23 protein-coding genes are annotated in these 22,196 nt (G+C 33.1%); 21 read left to right on the forward strand and 2 right to left on the reverse strand.

Annotated elements, in window-relative coordinates; translation table 11 throughout:
* The 16 genes from ACWA1B_RS17780 (at nt 1) to ACWA1B_RS17855 (ending at nt 13,292) form a co-directional block, all read left to right on the forward strand.
* Entirely contained in the window at nt 1-951 is a 951-nt protein-coding gene (locus tag ACWA1B_RS17780; protein ID WP_456909219.1) for a polysaccharide deacetylase family protein, read from the forward strand.
* A gap of 451 nt (nt 952-1,402) precedes the next feature.
* The gene (locus tag ACWA1B_RS17785; protein WP_142452469.1) at nt 1,403-2,218 is read left to right on the forward strand and encodes an alpha/beta fold hydrolase; all 816 of its coding nucleotides are present in this window, start codon (nt 1,403-1,405) and stop codon (nt 2,216-2,218) included.
* Nucleotides 2,219-2,278: 60 nt separating this feature from the next.
* Complete coding sequence (locus ACWA1B_RS17790; protein ID WP_456909221.1) at nt 2,279-2,599, forward strand: phosphoribosylpyrophosphate synthetase; 321 nt, start codon at nt 2,279-2,281, stop codon at nt 2,597-2,599.
* Nucleotides 2,600-2,697: 98 nt separating this feature from the next.
* Nucleotides 2,698-3,330 carry a hydrolase gene (locus tag ACWA1B_RS17795; protein WP_035652272.1) on the forward strand — a complete coding sequence of 211 codons (633 nt, stop codon included), beginning with the start codon at nt 2,698-2,700 and terminating at the stop codon, nt 3,328-3,330.
* A gap of 61 nt (nt 3,331-3,391) precedes the next feature.
* The gene (locus ACWA1B_RS17800) at nt 3,392-5,278 is read left to right on the forward strand and encodes an amidohydrolase (protein WP_456909223.1); all 1,887 of its coding nucleotides are present in this window, start codon (nt 3,392-3,394) and stop codon (nt 5,276-5,278) included.
* A gap of 11 nt (nt 5,279-5,289) precedes the next feature.
* Nucleotides 5,290-5,724, forward strand: coding sequence for a DoxX family protein (locus tag ACWA1B_RS17805; RefSeq protein WP_456909225.1), 435 nt, complete (start codon nt 5,290-5,292; stop codon nt 5,722-5,724).
* A gap of 208 nt (nt 5,725-5,932) precedes the next feature.
* A complete protein-coding gene (locus ACWA1B_RS17810; RefSeq protein WP_456909227.1) occupies nt 5,933-6,406 on the forward strand; it encodes a Dps family protein in 474 nt (157 codons plus the stop codon).
* A gap of 5 nt (nt 6,407-6,411) precedes the next feature.
* Nucleotides 6,412-7,080, forward strand: a complete 669-nt coding sequence (locus tag ACWA1B_RS17815) for a YoaK family protein (RefSeq protein WP_456909229.1) — start codon at nt 6,412-6,414, stop codon at nt 7,078-7,080.
* Nucleotides 7,081-7,171: 91 nt separating this feature from the next.
* Entirely contained in the window at nt 7,172-7,462 is a 291-nt protein-coding gene (locus ACWA1B_RS17820) for a GNAT family N-acetyltransferase (RefSeq protein ID WP_142452475.1), read from the forward strand.
* 64 nt (nt 7,463-7,526) lie between these two features.
* Nucleotides 7,527-8,147, forward strand: coding sequence for an alpha/beta hydrolase (locus ACWA1B_RS17825; RefSeq protein ID WP_456909232.1), 621 nt, complete (start codon nt 7,527-7,529; stop codon nt 8,145-8,147).
* Nucleotides 8,147-8,497 carry a cupin domain-containing protein gene (locus ACWA1B_RS17830; RefSeq protein WP_456909234.1) on the forward strand — a complete coding sequence of 117 codons (351 nt, stop codon included), beginning with the start codon at nt 8,147-8,149 and terminating at the stop codon, nt 8,495-8,497. The genes ACWA1B_RS17825 and ACWA1B_RS17830 overlap by 1 nt, the downstream gene beginning before the upstream one ends.
* A 262-nt stretch (nt 8,498-8,759) precedes the next feature.
* A complete protein-coding gene (locus ACWA1B_RS17835; protein ID WP_456909236.1) occupies nt 8,760-9,698 on the forward strand; it encodes a ring-cleaving dioxygenase in 939 nt (312 codons plus the stop codon).
* A gap of 175 nt (nt 9,699-9,873) precedes the next feature.
* Nucleotides 9,874-10,692, forward strand: a complete 819-nt coding sequence (locus ACWA1B_RS17840) for a hypothetical protein (protein ID WP_456909238.1) — start codon at nt 9,874-9,876, stop codon at nt 10,690-10,692.
* 79 nt (nt 10,693-10,771) lie between these two features.
* Nucleotides 10,772-11,203 (forward strand): DUF4440 domain-containing protein, encoded by a 432-nt coding sequence (locus tag ACWA1B_RS17845; RefSeq protein ID WP_456909240.1) that lies wholly within the window; start codon nt 10,772-10,774, stop codon nt 11,201-11,203.
* Nucleotides 11,204-11,291: 88 nt separating this feature from the next.
* Nucleotides 11,292-12,395, forward strand: a complete 1,104-nt coding sequence (locus tag ACWA1B_RS17850) for a hypothetical protein (protein WP_456909242.1) — start codon at nt 11,292-11,294, stop codon at nt 12,393-12,395.
* A gap of 216 nt (nt 12,396-12,611) precedes the next feature.
* Nucleotides 12,612-13,292, forward strand: a complete 681-nt coding sequence (locus ACWA1B_RS17855; RefSeq protein WP_035652303.1) for a metal-dependent hydrolase — start codon at nt 12,612-12,614, stop codon at nt 13,290-13,292.
* Between the two features lie 202 nt (nt 13,293-13,494).
* On the opposite strand, the gene ACWA1B_RS17860 is transcribed toward ACWA1B_RS17855, so the two are convergent.
* Nucleotides 13,495-14,331: an alpha/beta fold hydrolase gene (locus tag ACWA1B_RS17860; protein WP_456909244.1), complete on the reverse strand. Its 837-nt coding sequence runs from the start codon at nt 14,329-14,331 to the stop codon at nt 13,495-13,497.
* 289 nt (nt 14,332-14,620) lie between these two features.
* On the opposite strand from ACWA1B_RS17860, the gene ACWA1B_RS17865 reads away from it, so the two are divergent.
* On the forward strand, nt 14,621-15,403 hold the full coding sequence (locus ACWA1B_RS17865; protein WP_456909246.1) for an alpha/beta fold hydrolase: 783 nt from the start codon (nt 14,621-14,623) through the stop codon (nt 15,401-15,403).
* Here the strand turns inward: ACWA1B_RS17865 and ACWA1B_RS17870 are convergent.
* Nucleotides 15,400-17,373: a sigma 54-interacting transcriptional regulator gene (locus ACWA1B_RS17870; RefSeq protein WP_456909248.1), complete on the reverse strand. Its 1,974-nt coding sequence runs from the start codon at nt 17,371-17,373 to the stop codon at nt 15,400-15,402. The two genes, ACWA1B_RS17865 and ACWA1B_RS17870, sit on opposite strands and share 4 nt — an antisense overlap.
* Before the next feature lie 206 nt (nt 17,374-17,579).
* Between ACWA1B_RS17870 and ACWA1B_RS17875 the strand changes: the two genes are divergently transcribed.
* From ACWA1B_RS17875 to ACWA1B_RS17890, 4 genes are all read left to right on the forward strand, one after another.
* Nucleotides 17,580-20,015 (forward strand): histidine kinase dimerization/phosphoacceptor domain -containing protein, encoded by a 2,436-nt coding sequence (locus tag ACWA1B_RS17875; RefSeq protein ID WP_456909250.1) that lies wholly within the window; start codon nt 17,580-17,582, stop codon nt 20,013-20,015.
* A gap of 163 nt (nt 20,016-20,178) precedes the next feature.
* Nucleotides 20,179-20,718 (forward strand): hydrolase, encoded by a 540-nt coding sequence (locus ACWA1B_RS17880; protein WP_456909252.1) that lies wholly within the window; start codon nt 20,179-20,181, stop codon nt 20,716-20,718.
* Nucleotides 20,719-20,725: 7 nt separating this feature from the next.
* Nucleotides 20,726-21,496 carry an alpha/beta hydrolase gene (locus ACWA1B_RS17885; protein WP_456909254.1) on the forward strand — a complete coding sequence of 257 codons (771 nt, stop codon included), beginning with the start codon at nt 20,726-20,728 and terminating at the stop codon, nt 21,494-21,496.
* A gap of 82 nt (nt 21,497-21,578) precedes the next feature.
* Nucleotides 21,579-22,196 carry a cysteine hydrolase family protein gene (locus ACWA1B_RS17890; RefSeq protein WP_456909256.1) on the forward strand — a complete coding sequence of 206 codons (618 nt, stop codon included), beginning with the start codon at nt 21,579-21,581 and terminating at the stop codon, nt 22,194-22,196.

The following is a 22,196-nucleotide window of genomic DNA, read 5'->3' on the forward strand; positions in this document are numbered from 1 at the left end:
ATGACAACAAGAAGAAACTTTATAAAAATGGCTGGTTTAACAGGCGCTGCAGTAATGGCAAATCCTGTTGACACTTTTTCAAATACTATAAAACAAGAAAAAATGGATTCTGAAATACAAAACAAATGGTTGGATGGCTCACGATTAGTTGTCTCCGTTTCCATGCAGTTTGAAGCGGGCGGTCAGCCTCAAAATGCAGAAAGTCCGTTTCCTCAAAACATGCAGAAAGGCTATAATGACTTTCCTGCTGAAACCTGGTATCAATATGGTTATAAAGAAGGAATTCCGAGAATGCTGGACAATTGGGACAAACACGGAATAAAAGTTACTTCTCATATGGTCGGTTCTGCTGTTTTACAAAATCCTGCTCTTGCAAAAGAAATCGTACAGCGTGGACACGAAGCGGCTGCTCATGGCATGAATTGGAGTTCGCAATACGCCATGTCTTATGACGAAGAAAAGAAATTTATTAAAACCGGCGTCGACGCAATAAAACAAGTTACCGGATTTACCGCTGTTGGCTATAATGCAAATTGGCTTCGTCGTGGGGAAAATACCATTAAAATCCTGCAGGAATTAGGTTTTACTTATCACATAGACGATTTAAGCCGGGATGAACCTTTTATCATTCAAGCCAATAAAAAAGATTTTGTTGTTGTTCCCTACACTATTCGCTGCAACGATATCGTTTTGATTGAAGGTAAAAACTTTTCATCGGACCAATTTTTTAATCAGGTAAAAGCAGAATTTGATCAGCTATATGCCGAGAGCGAATCCAAACGCAGGCAAATATCGATCAGTTTTCATGACAGAATTGGCGGAACTCCGCAAATGGTAAAAACAACATCTGATTTACTCGATTATATTAAAAAACATAATGGCGTAAGTTTTAAAAGAAAAGATGAAATTGCCAAAATGACGCTTCAGGATAAATCATCCATTCGTGAATAATTAAAATCGAAAAAAGCCAGAAAAGTATTTTTGGCTTTTTCCTCTATAAGTTCAAAATTCTATATAAAACAATTTCAGCTCATAAATTAGCGAAATATCGCAACTATAGCGACTCCTTAAAAACGGTAAAAACCTCACTATCATTGACTTTATAATTTTAGGCACATTAATTGGCATTGTTTGGCATTCAAATAAATCAATTAAAGTACCGAAAATGAAAAGCAACAAAGAATGGCATTCTACTCGAGATCCTTAAATTCTGATAAAAAAAATCACCCCAATTTTTACTTCTTAATCTAGATTAATCGATGCAGGTTTTATTCTATAATATATTTGCATCATACTAATAACAAAACAAAATATAAATTGATTTAAAAGTTAAAACACAAAACTTAACATTCAATTTTAGTTAAAATTTTAAAAACAATATTAATCTTAAAATCAAAAAACCATGAGCACATTTACAGTAAAAGACGGAGCAGAAATTTTTTATAAAGATTGGGGAACTGGACAACCAATTGTTTTTCATCACGGCTGGCCATTATCAAGTGATGATTGGGACGCACAGATGATGTTTTTCCTAAAACAAGGTTACAGAGTTATTGCACACGATCGCCGCGGACACGGACGTTCAAGCCAAACTTCTGAGGGAAATAACATGGAAACTTACGCATCTGACATTGCTCAATTAGTTGAAGCTTTAGATTTAAAAGATGCTATTCACGTTGGTCACTCAACAGGAGGTGGTGAAGTAATTCGTTATGCAGCAAAATACGGAAAAGGACGTATCGCAAAAGCTGTAATCATTAGCGCTGTACCGCCAATTATGGTTCAAAGCGAATCAAATCCAGAAGGTGTGCCTTTGTCTATTTTTGACGAAATCAGAAACGGAACAGCTTTTACCAGATCACAATATTTTTATGATTTCCCTATTCCTTTTTATGGATGGAATCGCGAAGGACAAACCGTTCAGGAAGGAATTAAGCAAAATTGGTGGCGCCAAGGAATGATGGGATCTGTTTTAGCACATTATGAAGGAATAAAAGCTTTTTCTGAAACCGATTTTAGAGAAGATCTTAAAAGTTTGGATATTCCGGTTCTTGTATTGCACGGAGAAGATGATCAGATTGTTCCTTATCATCAAGCACCAAAATCTGCTGCATTGCTGAAAAACGGAAAATTGATTTCGTATCCAGGATTTCCTCATGGAATGCCTACAACTGAGGCAGAAACCATCAACAAGGATATTTTGGCTTTTATAAAATAAATCAATCAAAACTGCCTGCAAAAGATTTGTTTTTAAAGGCAGTTTTAATCTTACTAAATTATGAGTTTTTTCCAACAACCCTCTTTCGATACCGTTACTGAAGCTTTGCAATGGTTGAGTTCTCAAGGTTTTACAGCAGATTTTAATCTTGATTCAGATTGCATTCGTTGCAACACTACCAAACAAAGCTTGTCGCCGGAAGAATTCAAAATTGAATATTTATTTCGCTTTGAAGGCGACAGTAATCCCGCAGATGAAGATATTGTGTACGGCATTATATCTGAAATCCATAATCTGAAAGGTGTTCTAACGAGTGCTTTCGGAACTTATGCCGACAGTGTTTCAACTGAAATGATTAGAAAACTTTCCATACATCAATAAATAAAAAATGTCTTTTTCAAAAGGCAAATTCTTTAACAACCAATTAAAAGTTTTGTCTTTCATTGGCTTAACTAAATATAAATCTTAAAATAAAAATTATGAAACCATCAGTTAACTTATTGACCCCAGACAATCACGCTTTAGTATTAATCGATTTTGAAGGTCAAATGGCTTTTGCTACAAGCAATCTTCCTGTACACGAATTGCGTACGAATGTTGCTATTGTCGCAGGAGCATCAAAAATTTTTAATGTAAGTACAATTGTAACAACTGTTGCAGAAGAAAGTTTTTCAGGGCCGGTTTTTCCAGAAGTAGAAGAGTTTTATCCAATTGCAACTTCAGGATATATCGATCGTACAACAATGAATACTTGGGAAGATGAAAATGCATATAAAGCCATTGTAGCAAAGAAAAAACAAAAACTAGTTCTTGCAGGATTATGGACAAGTGTTTGCATCGTTGGTCCGGTTTTATCAGCAATCGAAGAAGGTTATCAAGTATATGTAATTACAGATGCTTGTGGTGATGTTAGCAAAGAAGCGCACGAACGTGCCGTAGAAAGAATGATACAAGCTGGGGCAATTCCGGTAACTGCTATCCAATATTTATTAGAACTTCAAAGAGATTGGGCTCGTCAGGAAACTTATGGTCCTGTAACTTCTTTGATGAAAAAATATGGAGGTTCATACGGTATAGGAATTCAATATGCTCACACAATGCTGAAACACTAATCTAGTAAATGCATTTACAATATTTTAACCTATCCGAAGCTCAACTCTAATCAATTAATTTATGAAAGCAGATTTAATTTTATTCAACGGAAAAATTCATAGTTTCAATCCAGAAACTCCAAATGTTACAGCAGTTGCAATCAAAGACGGAAAATTTATTGCCGTTGGAAATGACAGCGACATTATGAGTTTTGCTTCTGAAGAAACCAAAATAATCGACCTTCAGAATAAGAGAGCTGTTCCTGGAATCAACGATTCGCATATTCATCTTATCCGTGGCGGATTAAACTATAATTTAGAATTACGTTGGGATGGAGTTCCATCTTTGGCCGATGCGCTTCGAATGCTTAAAGAGCAAGTCGATCGTACTCCGAATCCACAATGGGTTCGTGTAGTTGGCGGCTGGTCTGAATTTCAGTTTGCGGAACGCAGAATGCCAACTTTGGAAGAAATTAACGCTATTGCACCAGATACTCCAGTTTTTATCCTGCATTTGTATGATCGTGCAATCATGAATAGAGCCGCACTAAGAGCAGTTGGTTACAATAAAAACACTCCTGCTCCGCCGGGCGGACATATAGAACGCGACTCAAACGGAGAGCCAACCGGACTTATAATTGCGACTCCAAATGCAATGATTTTGTATTCGACTTTAGCTAAAGGCCCAACACTTTCTTATGAACATCAAATCAATTCGACGCGTCATTTTATGAAAGAATTGAACCGTTTCGGAATCACAAGTGTTATTGATGCCGGAGGTGGTTTCCAAAACTTTCCAGACGATTATAAAGTGGTTAATGAATTGAATGAAAAGAAACAATTAACGGTAAGAATTGCCTATAATCTTTTTACTCAAAAGCCAAAACACGAATTTGAAGATTTTTCAGATTGGATTGATACCGTGAAACTATACCAAGGAAACGACATGTACCGTCATAACGGAGCTGGTGAAATGCTAGTTTTCTCTGCTGCCGATTTTGAAGATTTTCTTCAACCAAGGCCGAATCTTTCAGAAAATATGGAAGCAGAACTTGAAAAGGTAGTTCGCCTTTTGGTAGAAAACCGTTGGCCATTCAGACTTCATGCTACCTATAACGAAAGCATAACACGATTTTTGAATGTTTTTGAAAAGATCAATCAGGATGTTCCTTTCAATGGACTTCCGTGGATTTTTGACCACGCCGAAACAATTGACGAAAGAAACATCGAACGTGTAAAAGCTTTAGGCGGCGGAATTGCTGTACAAAGCAGAATGGCGTATCAAGGTGAATATTTCACAGATCGTTACGGAGCAAAGGCAGCCGAAAACACTCCACCAATCAAAAAAATGATTGAGATGGAAGTTCCTGTTGGCGCGGGTTCAGATGCTACACGTGTGAGCAGTTATAATCCGTGGGTTTCTATGTATTGGATGACGGTCGGAAAAACCGTTGGAGGCTTACAATTGTATAATGAAACCCGATTGAACAGACAAACTGCTTTGGAATTATACACTAGAGGAAGCGCTTGGTTTTCACAGGAACAAACTAAAAAGGGTGATATTAAAGTTGGAATGTTTGCTGATTTAGTGGTTTTAGATCGTGATTATTTTTCTATTGATGACGAAGACATTAAAAAAATAGAAGCTGATCTGACCATTGTAGACGGAAAGATTGTGTATGCAAATGGCGATTTTTCTTCGTTCTCTCCTCCTACTATTCCAATTTTACCAGATTGGTCGCCAACAAATATTTACAACGGTTATCCGGTGAGAAGCAGTTTTCAGAGTACGATTGAAAAAAACACAAAAGCAGATGCTAAACCAAAACTGACTTCACAGATTCACTGTTGCAGCGGAAGTTGTGATGTTCATTTACACAATCACGATGCCGCCCGAATGAGCAATGTTCCGGTCAATAATTATAATGCATTTTGGGGCGCCTTAGGTTGTTCTTGTTTTGCTTTCTAAATTTAAAAGAAATGATTGATATTATAAAACAAATCCTTTATTCCGATTTAGGAAATTCGTTCAACAATGCAGCTCTTTTAGTATTTAGAGTTTTGCTTGCAATTGAATTATTCAGAGTGCACGGAATGAAGAAATTTAGAGTTGAAAACGGACAAAAAGAACACGTTCCGAATCCGTTGCATCTGCCTGAAAAACTGAATGGATTAGTGGCTACTTTTTCAGATACAATAATTCCGTTTTTCATTATTCTCGGACTCGGAACACGCCTTGCGGTGCTTCCAACAATTGGTGTTACGGCCGTTGGTTATTTTGTGGTTCACCGAAATGATTCACTAGAAGTACGTGACGTTCCTTATATGTACACTTTATCACTATTATTGCTTCTTGCACTTGGCGCAGGAACTTATTCACTTGATTATTATTTATTGACATTAATAAACAATTAATTTAAACAGATAAATATTTTTAACACATAGAAACATAGCTTTTTGATGCGTACCAAGGCGTTTCACTAGCATTAATGCACATAGAACTATGTGTGAGAAACTAGTTTCTTTCTTTATTTTTTTTCAAAATCAAAGAAAACCTATGTTTCTATGTGTTTAATTTATTTGGAATTACTCATAATATATTATTAACTAAACCAAATTTAAAATGAAAGCAAACATCGGAATTAAACAAGAAAGCATCTCAAAAGTTGTTGAGGTATTAATCAAAATTCTTGCAGACGAATTTATTCTTTATACCAAAACAAAAAGAGCACATTGGAACGTTGAAGGTCCGGATTTTTATAATAAACATCTTTTCTTCGAACAGCAATATGACGCCATTGATGAAATTGTTGACACAGTTGCCGAAAGAATCAGAGCTTTAGGTCATTATACGCCTGCAACTTTAAAAGATTTTTTAGCATTGACACATCTTTCAGAAGAATTACATGAGAAAAATGATGCCAATGGTTTTATTAAAGAATTACTTTCTGATCATGAAAGCATCATAATTTATTTAAGAGAAAACATCAACAGTATTGCCAACGAACTACAAGATGCTGGAACAAGTGATTTTATCACGGGACTTGTCGAAAATCATGAAAAAATGGCGTGGATGCTTCGCGCTCATTTAAACTAAAAATTATGGAAGTACAACAAAAAAACATTTGGTACGTAACGCTGCTTTTAACCATGATTGCAGGATATTGTGATACCGTAACTTTTGTCGCTGCCGATTCGATATTTTCAGCACACGTTACGGGCAACTTTATAGTCTTTGCTTATCAAATCATCAAAGGTTCAGACATCAATGCCTGGATAAAACTGCTGACTTTTCCGGTCTTTATTATTGCCGTAATTACTGGCGGAAGAATCGCATTAAGAGCGACAAATCGGTATACTATTTTATTTTGGGAAGGCGTAATATTGATTTTGAGTGGGATTGCATTCTCAGTTTTTAGTTATTTAAATAACACTTCAGAATGGGTAATTTATTCGGTTGCTATGACAACTGTATTTGCAATGGGACTTCAGAATGCTTTTGGAAAACTTTACGCCAAAGAAACCCACGGACCAACAACCATGATGACCGGAAATGTAACACAAGCTTCTCTTGATTTAGGAAATTTATTTAAAACCGGATTTAAAGATGCTGATGTGGTTTTAAGTTTCAAGAAACAATTAGTCACTATAATTGGGTTTCTTGTTGGCTGTTTTCTGGGAGCATTAGCAGGAAAGTTTTTCGGATTGGAAACTTTAATTCTGCCAGGAGCAGCAATGATTATCTGTTATTGGTATCATCGCGAAAACTAGATAAACGCCGATTTTGAATTGCAGATTCCTGATAAAATAGTATCTTTAAAAAAACAAATTCCTAATAAAATCAAGGAACTAATTAAAACATATGGAAATAATAAAATTAGAATTAGACGAAAAAAAACATGGCGCTTTTAATCTCTATGTCGATGATAAAAAACTGGGCGAAATGACGGTAAGCATCAAACCCGATCTTTTAACGGTTTATCACACAGGAGTTGAGCCAGAAGCAGAAGGAAAAGGTTATGCAAAAAAACTTTTAGAAGAAATGGTAGCATACGTTCGTGCCAATAATATGAAAGTTTTACCGCTTTGCCCTTATGTACACGCACAATTCAAAAGACATCCGGATGAATATGAAGATATCTGGAAAAAGTAAAGTTTTAAAGACTAAAGATGAAAGAAGAAAGACTTGAGGCGACAAATTAAAGATTAAAAAAACTATGAATACAAAAATATTAACAGACGGCGTACCTTTAAATGAAGCAAAAAAAGCTTTAATTATGATTCATGGCCGTGGTGCTGGAGCTCACGATATTCTGTCTATTGCAAAACATCTTAAAGTTGAAGGTTTTGCATTGGTCGCGCCCGAAGCAGAAAATAGAACTTGGTATCCGTATTCGTTTTTGGTTCCTCTTGATCAAAATGAACCTTCATTTTCAAAATCATTAGAAGCTATTCATCAGGTTGTGGTGGCTATTCAACAAAACGGAATTGAAAAAGAAAACATTTACTTTTTAGGTTTTTCGCAAGGTGCTTGTCTTGCTTTGGAATTCACAACAAGAAATGCAGCTAAATATGGCGGAATCGTCGCTTTTACAGGTGGACTGATTGGCGATCAGGTTTATGAAAATCATTATTCAGGAAGCTTCGAAAATACTCCGGTATTTATTGGAACAAGCGATCCTGATTTTCATGTCCCTGTCGAAAGAGTTAATGATACTGAAGCCCTTATGACAAAAATGGGCGCTGATGTTACTAAAAAAATCTACCCAAATATGGGACATACCATAAGCCAGGATGAGGTAGATTGCGCAAATGCATTGATTTTCAATAAAAAATAATGATTACAATTACCCGTGTTTATAGCGATACCAATGGAGAAAGTCATTTTGAAGACTTTGAAGTTCCGTTGAAAAACAATGGCGATATAGGATTTTTATCTGATGATCAACCCGTAAAATCAATCGTTTTTAGAGAAGTTAGCCCTTCTTACGATTATAATTTTCACAATGCTCCCGACCGTCAATATATTGTTTTACTGGAAGGCGGTGTAGAAATCGAAACTTCATTAGGAGAAAAAAGAACATTTAATACAGGTTGCATTCTACTTGTTGAAGACACTACAGGAAAAGGACATAAAACAAAAAATATTGAAGCAAAACTCCGAAAATCAATATTTATAAAGTTATAAGCCGTTTCCCCTACTTCGGATTTTCTAAATATACATTTCACATTCCGTAAAATCACGATATATCGTGTAATCTCAAAACGAACTTTCTTTAAAAACCCTTGAAGAATAAGACATTTATTCAAGTGGAATGTTATTTGGTTATCGTTTGAAAGTCTCAAAAACGTACGGTATTTCATTTCTTAATCTAGGTTAATCGATCCAGAAGGATAACGGACGTAAATTTGTATAAGAAAATCAAACAACAATTTAATATAAAAATACCATGGAAAATAAAATTTTAGGCTTACACCATATTACTGCAATTGCAGGTGATGCTAAACGTAATTTCAACTTTTATTCAAAAATTTTAGGATTGAGATTCATCAAAAAAACAGTGAATTTTGACGATCCCGGAACATACCATTTTTACTTTGGTGACGAAGTGGGAAGCGCAGGAACTATCTTGACTTTTTTCCCTTGGGGAGAAGGAATTCAGCAAGGAAGAAAAGGTTCTGGAATGGCTACAGAAATTGGTTATTCTGTTCCAAAAGGAAGTCTGGATTTCTGGCAAAAACGTTTTGACCAATACAATGTTATTTACAATAAGCCTTCAGAAAAATTTGGAGAAAAATATTTGACATTTTTAGATCCAGACGGATTAAAACTAGAATTAATCGAATCAAAAACAGAGGACAACAGAAAAGCTTGGGAAACTGATGAAGTAAAAGCAGATGTAGCAACAAAAGGTTTTCATAACATCACTTTGACTTTAAACGACATTAAACCGACAGCAGCAGTTTTAACTGAAATATTTGGTTACAAATTGATTGATCAGGATGTAAACCGCTACCGTTATGCTACAGACGCTGTAGAAAATGCTGCTATTGTAGATTTGGTTGAATTAGCTGATGAAAAAAGAGGTCTTGGTGCAAATGGAACAGTTCATCACGTTGCTTTCCGCGTTCAGAATGATGAAATTTTGATGCATTTCCGTGAAAAAATCGAAGCATACGGATTGTCTATTACACCACAAATCGACAGACAATATTTCCACTCTTTGTATTTCAGAGAACCAGGCGGAGTTTTATTCGAAATCGCTACCGATAATCCTGGATTTACAGTAGATGAAAGCTTAGAAGAATTAGGCCAAAACCTAAAACTTCCAGCACAATACGAATCTCAAAGAGAAGCAATTGAAGCACATTTGGTTAAAATAAATTAATTAAATGCTAAACCGGGTTTATCACAAATACACAACTATTTTTTTGAAAAAGCTTTCCTTATTTAGGATGGCTTTTTTTATTTAGTGAATTTAAATCCTTATTATAATTGTAAGAAAAAATAAATATATTTGAGAAAACATAAAGCGAAACAAACCTTCGTTTATTTATCCTATTTTGAACAAGAAAAAAAATAACCGTTACGAAAATAAAGGGACATCTTTTATAAGAAAAGAATTTTACAAAAAACTTTTACACATAGCATTATGTGTAATTCCAATTGCATTATTTGCAAACAATAAGGGGACATTTAGACTCATTCCATTATCATTCTTTCTATATGGAATGTATCAACTAATACAAATTGTTGCTACTTCACAACTTATTATTGACGACTTTTTTCCGCCAAAAGTATCTGATGAAAAAAAAGCTAAATCATTTGACAAATCAGTTTACTACTTTTCAACTACACTTTTTTTTATTGGCTTGATATCTTTATTATTTGAAATCAGAAATTTTGAAAATACAATAAATGGCGCAAAACTTTTTTGGTTAGGAGGTCTTACAGGAATTGTTGTGGCTATTATTTTAACAATAATCTTAAAATTAACAACACCAAGTGTATATTATGAAAGTAAGAGAAGATATACTGTCCATTTAGGACTATTTATTGGATTCTTTCTCACATCTACAGCTTTGACAAGTTTTGTAAATCATTATTTTTCTTATCCAACAGCTTTTTATAAAAATTATAAAATAGAAAGCAAAAGTATCAGTGGTGGTAGATCAACTGAATATTTTTTCTTTTTGAGAATGGAAAATGGTTATGAAGAAAGGTTTTCTGTTGGCAAAACAAAATACAATAATTTTGAAGAAGGTGAAGAAATAAAACTTGGCTTATTGAAAGGAAAGCTTGGCTTTGATTATGTGACAGCATTTAAAAAGCAAAGCAATAAAAATTTGTCATCTTCCAGCTCCAAGAAGTGTTCTTTATGAAACGCTACGTAAATATCTATGACTTTGTGCAATCATTACTAATAAAAAAAAAATGAAAAAACTCAATACCCTAATTTTTATGATATGTTTTACAACATTATCATTTGGACAAAACGCAACCAAAACCGACAAATCAAAAATAGAACAATTAGTTATTGAATCTTTCGATGAAATTTGGTCTAAATTAGATTCTAAAAACATTGATAAATACTACACAAAAGATTTTCTTCTTTTGGAAAATGGAGAAATATGGACTAATGCTACTATTGCAAATTATTTAGACAAGGCCTTACTTAATAAACCGATTCCGAAACGAGTGAATTCAATTGAAATTATTGATGTAAAAATTTTAAACGGAATGGCTTGGGTTGCATACAAAAACCACGCAGTATTTTCGTTTGAAGATAAAACAATTAAAAAAGTATATTGGCTGGAAAGCGCAACCGCAATTTTAACAAAAAACGGATGGAAATTGGAAATGCTACATTCAACCAGAGCGAAAGATGAATAAAAACTAATAATACAACCAACCTTTTGACGATTTTCTGTATCATTCTAAATATAGAGCACGAACAACAAATCGCAAAAAAAATATTTAAATGAAAAAAATTATTTACATCGCATTTTTATTTTTCAGCATTTTATCTTTTGGGCAAATTGGAGACCCTACTCCATACTTAGATCATGAATATCCTCCACCGCCTCCTGGTTACCAATGGGATTTTTCGATTAAACCGTATAAAAAAATAACAACATTTGAAGGCAACAAAATGGTTGATGAATTTGATTCAATAGGCAGACCTATTTCAAGAAGTGTTTTTTGGAATCACGTAACTGAAAGTACTTTTACAAAATATAAAGGTGATATGATTGTTGAATTCACGAGAAAACAAATCTATAATCTTGATGAAACAGGAAAAAAAATAAACGACGATGTAATAATTACCACTAAACTAAATCTAGATGATAAGGGAAAAATTATTGATGGAAAAACAGTTAGCTTATCAAAAGATGGCAGCTTTAAAACAACTGGATATCAATATTATGACAATAAAAATAGATTAGTTACAACTAAAGATTATACAGGAGCATATGTCAGCAATTTCTATTACTCCGGTAAAAATTTAATTCGAAAAGAAGAACTACATCAAATTAATGCAAACACAAAAACCATTGTTGAAAGAATTTACAAATACAACAAAGACAACCAAATTGTTTTTTCTGAATCAATCAGGAGCATTTTTAAAGACAACATATTAACAGAGAAAAAATCTTTTGGTACGATTGAACAGGAATATAAAAATAAATTAGTGGTGAAAAAAGTTTTAAAAGGTAATTCAGAAGCCGTTGAGAGAAATTATACTTATGATAATAATAAAAACGTAATTACTTTTATTGAAAGAAAAAAGAACAATGAGGGCATGGTAACATCTCAAACAAAGCGAACAAAAAAGTATGAAAACAATATTTTAGTATATTCAGATTTACAAGAAGGTTTAAGTACTCAAAAAGATGGTTTTAGTTTTACCTACTATTTTCATTCCGATAATGATTCGTTAGCAAAAACAGAAACTTCTGATGATAGAGGAAGTTTAAAAACGGAATATTTCTATAATGAATACAATCATTTGATTAAAACCTTAACCTCTTATTCTGATAAATCTTCGCCAAGTAAAGTTTTATATGAAATTGAATACTTTTAAAAAAACAAAATCAATAAAGTCCAAAACATAACTATATTTAAAGAAGCTGTCCTTATTCCGGGCAGCTTTTATTGTTTAATTCCGTTATCATTTGAATCAAAATCACTATAAATAAACCTTTTAAATTGTAACTTTATAAGTTTAGCGAGATCCATTTTTCTCATGGCATATTTCTTGAAAAATAATAATCATTATTAACTAATTAAATCTTTAATCATGAAAGTTACTTATTACGGACATTCTTGTTTTTCTGTCTTTACGAATGGAAAACATATTCTTTTTGATCCCTTTATTACCCCGAATGAATTAGCCAAAGAGGTTGATGTTGATAGCATAAAAGCAGATTATATTTTTATTTCTCATGCACATTATGATCATATTTTAGATGTGGAGCGAATTGCAAAAAACACGGGCGCAAAAGTGCTCGGAAATTTTGAAATCTACAATTGGTTATTAAAACAAGGAATAGAAAACGCGCATCCGATAAATCCAGGCGGAAAGTTTGATTTTGATTTTGGAACTGTGAAATGCGTGATAGCACAACATCCAAGCAGTTTTATGGATGGTTCTTACGGAGGAATTGCCTGCGGTTTTGTACTGACCACGCCCGAAGGAAATTTTTATTACAGCGGAGATACAGCGCTGACTTTAGATATGCAAATTATTCCAAAATTCACAAAACTTGATTTTGCCGTTTTCCCTATTGGTGACGGACTAACAATGGGAATTGAAGAAGCAATTGAAGCCTCGAAACTTGTTGGTGTGACTAAAATTTTAGGCGTTCATTACGACACTTTCGGTTTTATTGTAATGGATCATCAAAAAGCTTTGGATGCTTTCAAAAATGCAAATCTTGAACTTTATTTGCCAAAAATAAATACTACAATTGACTTATAATTTTGGTCGTTTTCATAGTTATATTTCGCTAAATCAAATCTTTTAGCGAAATATCATTATGACTAAAAGTTAAAATTAAAATCCATAAAAAGTTTCGCAAAAAAAAATTCATAAAAAAAGGAATAGCAGCTGAAACTATTCCTTTTAGCACATAATATCATTTTTAGAAAATTACTATGCGAGATTAAATTCTAAAATTCTATTAAGTGTATTTTACAAAATTTATAATTTGTTTTGAAGTAAGTTCCGGATATTGATGATGTGGTGCATGTCCCGTTCCGGAATGAACCACTAGTTGAGCATTTGTCATTTGATTAAAAAAGGAATACCAATTTTCTACCGCAAAACTGATATCATGATCGCCACAAATAATCAAAATTGGCGTTTTCGTTTTTTTGATTTGTTCTCTAAAATTTAAAACGTCTTCTCTAAAACCATCGCCTCCGCCAAAATACAATTGAAAAACATCCATTGTAGAAGGAATTTTTGTCACATCAATTTTTTTATGAATTCTGTCGTGTGAAGCCTTTGCCGCCAATTTGCTCGATTCTGATTTTGGTTCGAAGAATAAAACAATTTCGTCTTCAAAATCATTTATTGGTTTCAAAGCCGCATCATAAAAAGCTTGTTCAATAGGAACTTCATTTTTCCCTGGAGGATTTGTTCCAACTAAAACCGCGTGAGTTACCAAATTAGGATATAATAAAGTTGCCGCTTGTGCCACCAATCCGCCATAAGACCAACCTAAAACCACAATTGAATCTATTTTCAAAATATCAGCAAGGTCTTTAATATCTTTAGCTACAACCGTTATGTCTGGAGTCAAACTACCTGTAGAAGAACCAATTCCTGAATAATCAAATACAATAACATTGAATTTTTTAGACATTGAAGCAATAAATAACGGGTCCCAGGTGTCAAGAGTTCCTCTAAAACGGTTTACAAAAAATACTGCTTTTCCTTTCCCGTAAGAACGATAAGCAATTTTACGATCGCCTAAGTCGGCAAAACGTGTCTCTGCATCATAAATTTTTTTCATAACTATAATTTAAACATTGGTATTTAAATAATTCTTTCCATTTGGGACAGGCAAAGATTAAACCAAAACACAAAACACTGAATAACAACGCTTTTACAATCAACTATTCCATTCACAATTATGATATTTCAATAATTAAAACTTCTTTTTAACGACATTTAATAATTACAAAGTTTTCATCAGCAAGGATTCTTTAATAATCAATGCTTTACAAAAGAGGCATTCCTTTTGTTTTCATTTTTTAAACCACTTCCGCTTTTCTGAAAAATAATCTTAAAGATCAAATAGTATGTATTTATCTAATAGCAAAACGATTATGTTTATTACGGGGGCATTTATAAGTCATTCCTGCTGGGAAGAATGGATTATTTTTTTTGAAAATAAAAAATATAAAACGATAGCACCGCCCTGGCCTTATAAAAATGAAACTTCAGAAACTTTACGCCAACATCCAAATCCAAAAATCGCTGCTATTCGGCTAAACGATTTATTGAATTATTATATCGAAATCATAGAAAAACTTCCCGAAAAACCAATTCTTATTGGACATTCGTACGGAGGTCTTTTGACACAATTATTGCTTCAGAAAGATTTGGGTTATGCTGGAATTTGTATCCATTCTATTCCGCCGGAAAATGTAACTTTTTTCAATTTTTCACTTTACAGAAAGGTTTGGAGCATTTTTGGTTTCTTTAATTTTAAAGAAAAGACCAATTTAATATCTTTTAAAAAATGGCAACATTACTTTACAAATCAAATGTGTTTTGAAGAACAAAAAGAGACTTACGAGAAATTAGTAATTCCAGAATCACAATTAGTTTTTCGCGATATTTTTTGTGCTTCCTCCAAAATCGATTTTAAGAAAAAACACGCTCCTCTTTTATTTTTATCTGGTTCAAAAGATAATTTCATTCCAGCTTCAATTCAACGTTCTAATTTTAAAAAATATAAAAACATCCATTCTATTACGTGCTATAAAGAATTTCGGGATACCAATCATCTCGTTTTAAAGCAAAAAAATTGGCAAGCAATTGCCGAGTTTATAGCAGAATGTCTGGAAAAAATTGGTTAACTAATTTCTCTCTTTATCTCCAGTTTTTTGATTTTAGAATTTAAAGTTGAAGGATGAATATCTAAAATCTCAGCTGCACCGCCCGCTCCTGAAATTTTCCCGTTGCATTTTTTCAGAATATATAAAATATAATCTCTTTCGTTTTCTAAAATTGTTTTAATCGAAAAGGATTCAGAAACTTGTTCAGGATGCATTTTAGAAGACATTGAAAGCTCGATCTCCTTAATTGTATTTCCGTCAGTTAACAAAATAGCACGTTGCATAACGTGTTCCAGTTCTCTGATATTTCCGGGCCAATTATAATTCATAATTTGCTGCAAAGCAAAATCTGAAAGAATTGGTGCTTTTCTGCCCATTTTTTCACTGTAGACTTTTATGAAATGATTCGCCAAATCCGGAATATCTTCTTTTCGTTTTTTTAATGACGGAACAATAATCGGGAAAACATGCAAACGATAATACAAGTCCATTCTGAATCTTCCTGCGGCGACTTCTTCTTCAAGATTTTTATTGGTCGCAGCAATAATTCTAACATCTATTTTTAAGGATGACATTCCTCCAACGCGTTCAATTTCTCTTTCTTGTAAAACACGCAATAATTTCACTTGAAGTTCTAACGACATCTCCCCTATTTCATCTAAAAAAATAGTTCCGCCATCAGCTAATTCAAATTTGCCAATTCTTCTGTCTGTTGCACCTGTAAAAGCTCCCTTTTCATGGCCAAAAAGTAACGATTCGGCCAGATTTTCTGGAATCGCGCCGCAATTAATTATGACTAAAGGTTTTTCTTTTCGTGGAGATAAAGCGTGAATACTTTGCGCTATTTTTTCTTTTCCAGTGCCGCTTTCGCCTAAAACCAAAACCGAAGTGTCAGAAGGCGCCACTTTTCGGATATAATTGAAAACTGAAATCATTTGCGAACTATTACCTATAATTCCCTCAAAACCTTCTGAAATATTTACAGGTTTCGCACTTTTAATTTCCACTTTATTTAAAGGCAAGCTGACATCCTGTTTTGAATAAATTCTATTGATAAATTGAGAAAAAGTATGTTCTAGCGAATGGAGCAACTTCAAATTTTCCTGAGAATAAATATTCAGATTTCGACTGTAAAAAGTGAAATGAAAGCTCTGAATACTTGCTATAGAAATGGGGAAAACCAAATAGGATTTTATTCCAAAATTATGCGCAATCAACGCTTTTATTGGCGCATCCTGAAAATTCTTTATCAGTGATTCTTCACTATAAATAATAGGTTCTTTGTCTATTGTTGATTTTCTATACGTTTCATTAAGCTCTTTTTCAGAAACTACAGCAATTTGCGACAACTTTTTTGAATCAATAATTTGATATAAATCGATGTTTTTGCGAATAATTCCAAGTTTGTCATAATGCGTTGTGGTCGCAAAACCAGCTTCTAAATAATCAAATGGAATATAAGTCTGAATTATTTTGGCAAAAGCCAGCAGTTTATCTTCGCTTTTTTCATTTGAATTTATGATTTCGGTAATTTCTTTTTGTAATTGAAATTGTTGCATCAATTGTGATTCCAGACTGTATTGCTGGCGATAAAATGCAATTTCCAAAGTCGTTAAAACATCCTGATCGCGAAATGGTTTTACAATAAATCCGTATGGTTGAGTAGTCTTGGCCTGATCCAAAATACTTTTACTGGAATTAGCAGAAATAAATATAAAACCGATGTATTTTTCTTTAAGATAGTAAGCCAGTTCTATTCCGTTCCGACTGCCTTTCAGCATAATATCCAGGAAAACTAAATCTGGTTTTTCAATCTGAATTTGTTCTAAAGCCTGCTCAACTGAACGTGCGATTCCCGTTACTTCATAGTTTGCCTTTTCGAGAATTAACTGTAAATCATGCGCTTCAATAAATTGATCTTCTACAATTAAAATTCTTTTTTTTAGTCCTGAAGTAACAGTTTCATATCCGTTATCGGCAGTCTTTTTCATAAGTGAGTAATTTTTATCTTAATATTGCACTTAATTAATTGACACAAAAATAGTTAATTATCGCAATTAAAATGTTCTGTTTTCAAATTTAGGTAAATAAAAATCATATTTAATATTAATTTTCATATAATTTCTCAACAATCGGAAGTTGTTTGTGTCTATATTTGTTAATCCAAAACTTACTAAAATTTAATTCTAATAAATCTATGAAACTTTTGTACTCATTTTGTCTGTTGTTTCTTATTGCAATTAATTCGGAAGCACAAAATCATCCCGCAACTGCAAATTATGATTTGAAAAAGAAACGCTTGTTAATTCAATCCTGTTCGCTTTATTTATATAATTCTAATCAAGGATCAATTGATGCCGACAGCTCCGTAGTTTTGACGTGCAAGGCTTATAAGCTTCCGGTAGCTTTGGCTTATGACGAAGGCTTTAATGATGGTACTTACTTAATTGGAAGCGATTTAATCGCAAAAGGAAATGCTCATGCTGCGAAACAACTTTTTATAAAATCAAAAGGAGTAGATAAAATCAAATTGGCTTTACAACTCGGAATTTTTTACCTGTTTAAACCATTTGCAATTCCAGACGATATTAATAATGCTAATCTCTACATATCTGAGGCAGTAAAAATCAGTAATGAGTTAAAAATAAAAAAGTGGCAGCATCAGAGTTTGATGCTTTTGGGGAAATTTTACTTCCAAATCAACAATTATCCTGAAAGCAAAAAATGCTTTTCGCAGGTTGTAGAAGAATGCCGCAAACAAAAAGACAAAGCAATATTAGCAGATGCATTACTAAACCAGGCAACCTATCAATACGACTTGGATCCAGAAAAAGAGAAAATCCTAAAAGAAACAGAATTGCTATATACAGACTTGGGTTTTGTAGAAAAAAAAATCGAAGCAAAAATGAAGCTGTGCACCATTTATTTCTGGCATGGAAAAATTAATGATGCTAAAAAAATAATCTACCAAAACATTGCTGACATGCGAAAAATTGGTTTTAGACAACAGCAATATGGAGAAACTACAATTTCATATATAGAAGGTACTCAATATAATATGAAAGGCGCGTTTTATTATGCTTTAAAAAGTGTAGAAACTATGGAAAATACAAAAGACTACACCTTTGCTGATATTTTCTATATGCGATTAGGATTAGTATATTTAAATATGGGACATTATGATGAAGCCTCAAAAATGGCTGAAAAAAGCATAAAATATGGCCAAAACGTTTTTAACAGCGGTAGTTGGTACAAAAGTTTTGTAACTGCCGCAGCATCTTTATCTATGAAAGGGAAAAATAAAGAAGCGATCGAATACATGAATACGGTGACAAGTAAATATACTCCTCCAAATAACTTTGACAAAATGCTGGTTAATTATGCATACGGCAATTGTTATGCAAGAATTAAAAACTATGGTACGGCAGAAAATTATTTCAAAAAAACTGCAGAAGCAGCAGACGCTCTGGATTCACCTCAAACGTATCGTGATGTTTGCAATAGCTACTCATCTATCGCTTTGTTTTATGCTAACCGAGCTGATTATAAAAAAACACAATTATATGTAGATAAAATAGATGCATTATCAAAAAAATACAATAAAACCTTTGGTACTGAAGCTCTTTATATGTCATTATATAAATTGGATTCGGTTAATGGCAATTTTAAATCTGCTTTAATAAATCATAAAATATATAAAAAATTTAGTGACTCGCTTTTGGACTATGCTAAAAACAGACAAATTGAAGAGCTAAGAATAAAATATGAAACCGTAAATAAGGAACAAAAAATCAAACTCTTAAATCAGGAAACTGATTTGCAGGAAAACGCATTAAAAAAATCAAAATTATTAAATACGCTTTCTATCTGGAGCTTAGTTTTGCTGCTAATTACGATAGCCCTATTGTATAACAGATATCGTTTAAAACAAAAAAACAATGCTGAATTAGAACAGAAAGAAAAAGAAATCAACCAGAAGAACATTAATCTAAGACATTTACTGGATGAGAAAGAATGGCTTTTAAAAGAAATTCATCATCGTGTAAAAAACAATCTGCAAACTGTTATTAGTCTTTTAAATTCGCAATCGGCTTATTTAGAAAATGATATGGCACTATCTGCAATAAAAAACAGCCAGCACCGAATTCATTCAATGTCTCTGATCCATCAGAAATTATATAATTCTGAGAATATTTCGACCATCAATATGCCTAATTATATTAAGGAATTGGTTGAATATTTAAAGGAATCTTTCTCGCTTGGTCAAAGAATTCGTTTTGAACTAAAAATTGATCCGCTTGAACTTGATGTTGCACAAGCTGTTCCAATTGGACTTATTTTGAATGAATCGATTACAAATGCGATCAAATACGCTTTTCCAGACGATAGAACTGGAATGATTTACGTAACTCTGGAAGCTACTTCTGAAAACAAATATTTATTGACCATTGCCGATAACGGCGTTGGATTTGATGTTAATATCAGCGCCAAGAAAATCAATTCTTTCGGATTGAGTCTGATAAAAGGTTTAAGCGACGATTTAGAAGCAACTTTTTCTATGGAAAATAAAAACGGGACTATCTTCAAAATTGAGTTTTCAAAAGAATTTCCAATCAATGAAAAAAGAAAATAAATTGAATTGACGAAATCTCACTAATTTAAATCACTTTAGCGAAATATAGCGCTTTTGAATGCTTATAAAAAGCGTTAAATACCATGAATTAGGTAGTTTATTGGCATGGCATATTAATTGGTTTTATTTATTAGTTTAATTACGCTAATAATCAATAAAAGTCATGCTTATAGAAGAAAACACCGGATTAATTCTAATTGATGTTCAGGGAAAACTTGCCCGGATTGTGGACAAAAGCGAAGCATTAATTTTAAATCTTGAAAAACTCATTCGAGGCTGTCAGCTACTTTCGATTCCGATAATCTGGGCCGAACAAAATCCGAAAGGACTCGGTACAACAATACCTGAATTAGAAAAATTATTACAACATCAGAAACCGATTGAAAAGTATACTTTCAACGCTTTGGATACTGAAATTTTCAGACAGTCTATTATTGATTCCGGAAAAAAACAATGGTTAATCTGTGGTATTGAAGCTCATATATGTGTCTATCAAACTGCAATGGGCTTATTATCAAATGATTTTGAAGTACAAATCGTAACTGATTGTGTTTCTTCCCGATCAAAACAAAGTAGTAAAATAGCGTTGAAAAAACTGCATAACAAAGGAGCTGATCTAACGAACGCTGAAATGTGTCTTTATGAACTTGTTAAAGATTCCAGACAAAATATCTTCAAAGAAATTTTAACATTAATCAAATAAAAAAATCATGTCAAAATCAAAAACTATAATACTGATTCACGGAAATTTTGTAAACGACAAAACCTGGGCAGAATGGAAACAATACTATGAAAAAAAAGGATATACCGTTTATGCACCAGCAAATCCGGGACACGATGGATATCCTGCTGAATTGAGAACAAAAGTTCATCCAGATCTTGTTAAAACAGGATTCATAGATATTGTTTCTAATATTAGCAAATTAATTGATTCACTACCCGAAAAGCCTTTAATAATTGGTCATTCTATGGCAGGCATGGCTGTTTTGAAATTAGTCGAATTAGGAAAAGCTGCAGCTGGTGTGAGTATCGATGGAGCACCTCCAAAAAATGTTTTTCCGCCATTTCAAACTTTAAAAACAGTAATTCCTGCGTTTGGTTTCTTTTCTTCCAATAAATATTTTATGGGAAGTCGGGAATGGTACGATTATGCTTTTTTCAACACCATACCTGAAAGTGAAAAACAGAAAGCATTTGAAAAATTTGCTGTACCTGAAAGTTATAAAGTCAGTCGGGAATTGGTTTTAAACTCGTTTTCAAATATCAATTTCAAAAAATCGCACGAGCCTATTTTATTCATTGGAGGTGGTAGCGACCATATTTTCCCTCCTAGCCTGACACAAACTATAGCTAAAAAATACAGCGATAATTCTGGTCGTGTGGATCTCAAAATATTTAATGGAAAAAGTCATTTCATTTGTGGAGAACCTGGCTGGGAAATTGTCGCCGATTATATACTTAGTTGGTACGAAGATCTATAAAAAAATGCTATATAAGTGCACAAGCACTTCTGTAAAATTATTCTAATCGCAAACTATTTAATTATTATTTAATACTAATGTCATGAGTTTATATCAACTTCAAAAAACCGCCATAATACTAATTGACCCCTTCAATGATTTTCTTTCCGAAGGAGGAAAATTATATCCTGTAACTAAAGAAACTGTTGAAGGCAACAAAGTAGTTGAAAACATTAAAAAACTTTTAACTGCTGCAAGGGAGAAAAAAATCCAGATTGTCTATACACCGCATCGCCATACTCAAAAAAACGACTATTTAAACTGGAAATTTATGGCGCCATCACATTTAGGTAGCAAAGGCATCACTCTATTTGAGAAAAACTCATGGGGAGCTGAATTTCATCCTGACTTAATAATGCAAGAAGGTGATCTTTTAGCACAAAACCATTGGACTGCCAGTGGTTTTGCAAATACTGATTTGGATTTTATTTTGCGTCAGCATAATATAGATCAAATCGTTCTTGTTGGAATGAGAGCTAATACCTGCATTGATTCAACAGCCCGATATGGAGTCGAATTAGGATATCATGTAACCTTAATTAAAGATGGTATAGGCGCATTTAATTGGGAAGAGATAAAAGCAACAGTTGAAACAAACTTTCCAAATTATGGACACGTTCTTTCATCAACTGAAGAATTCATTGCTAATATCAACAATTAA

It is taken from the genome of Flavobacterium xizangense, from assembly GCF_054075145.1.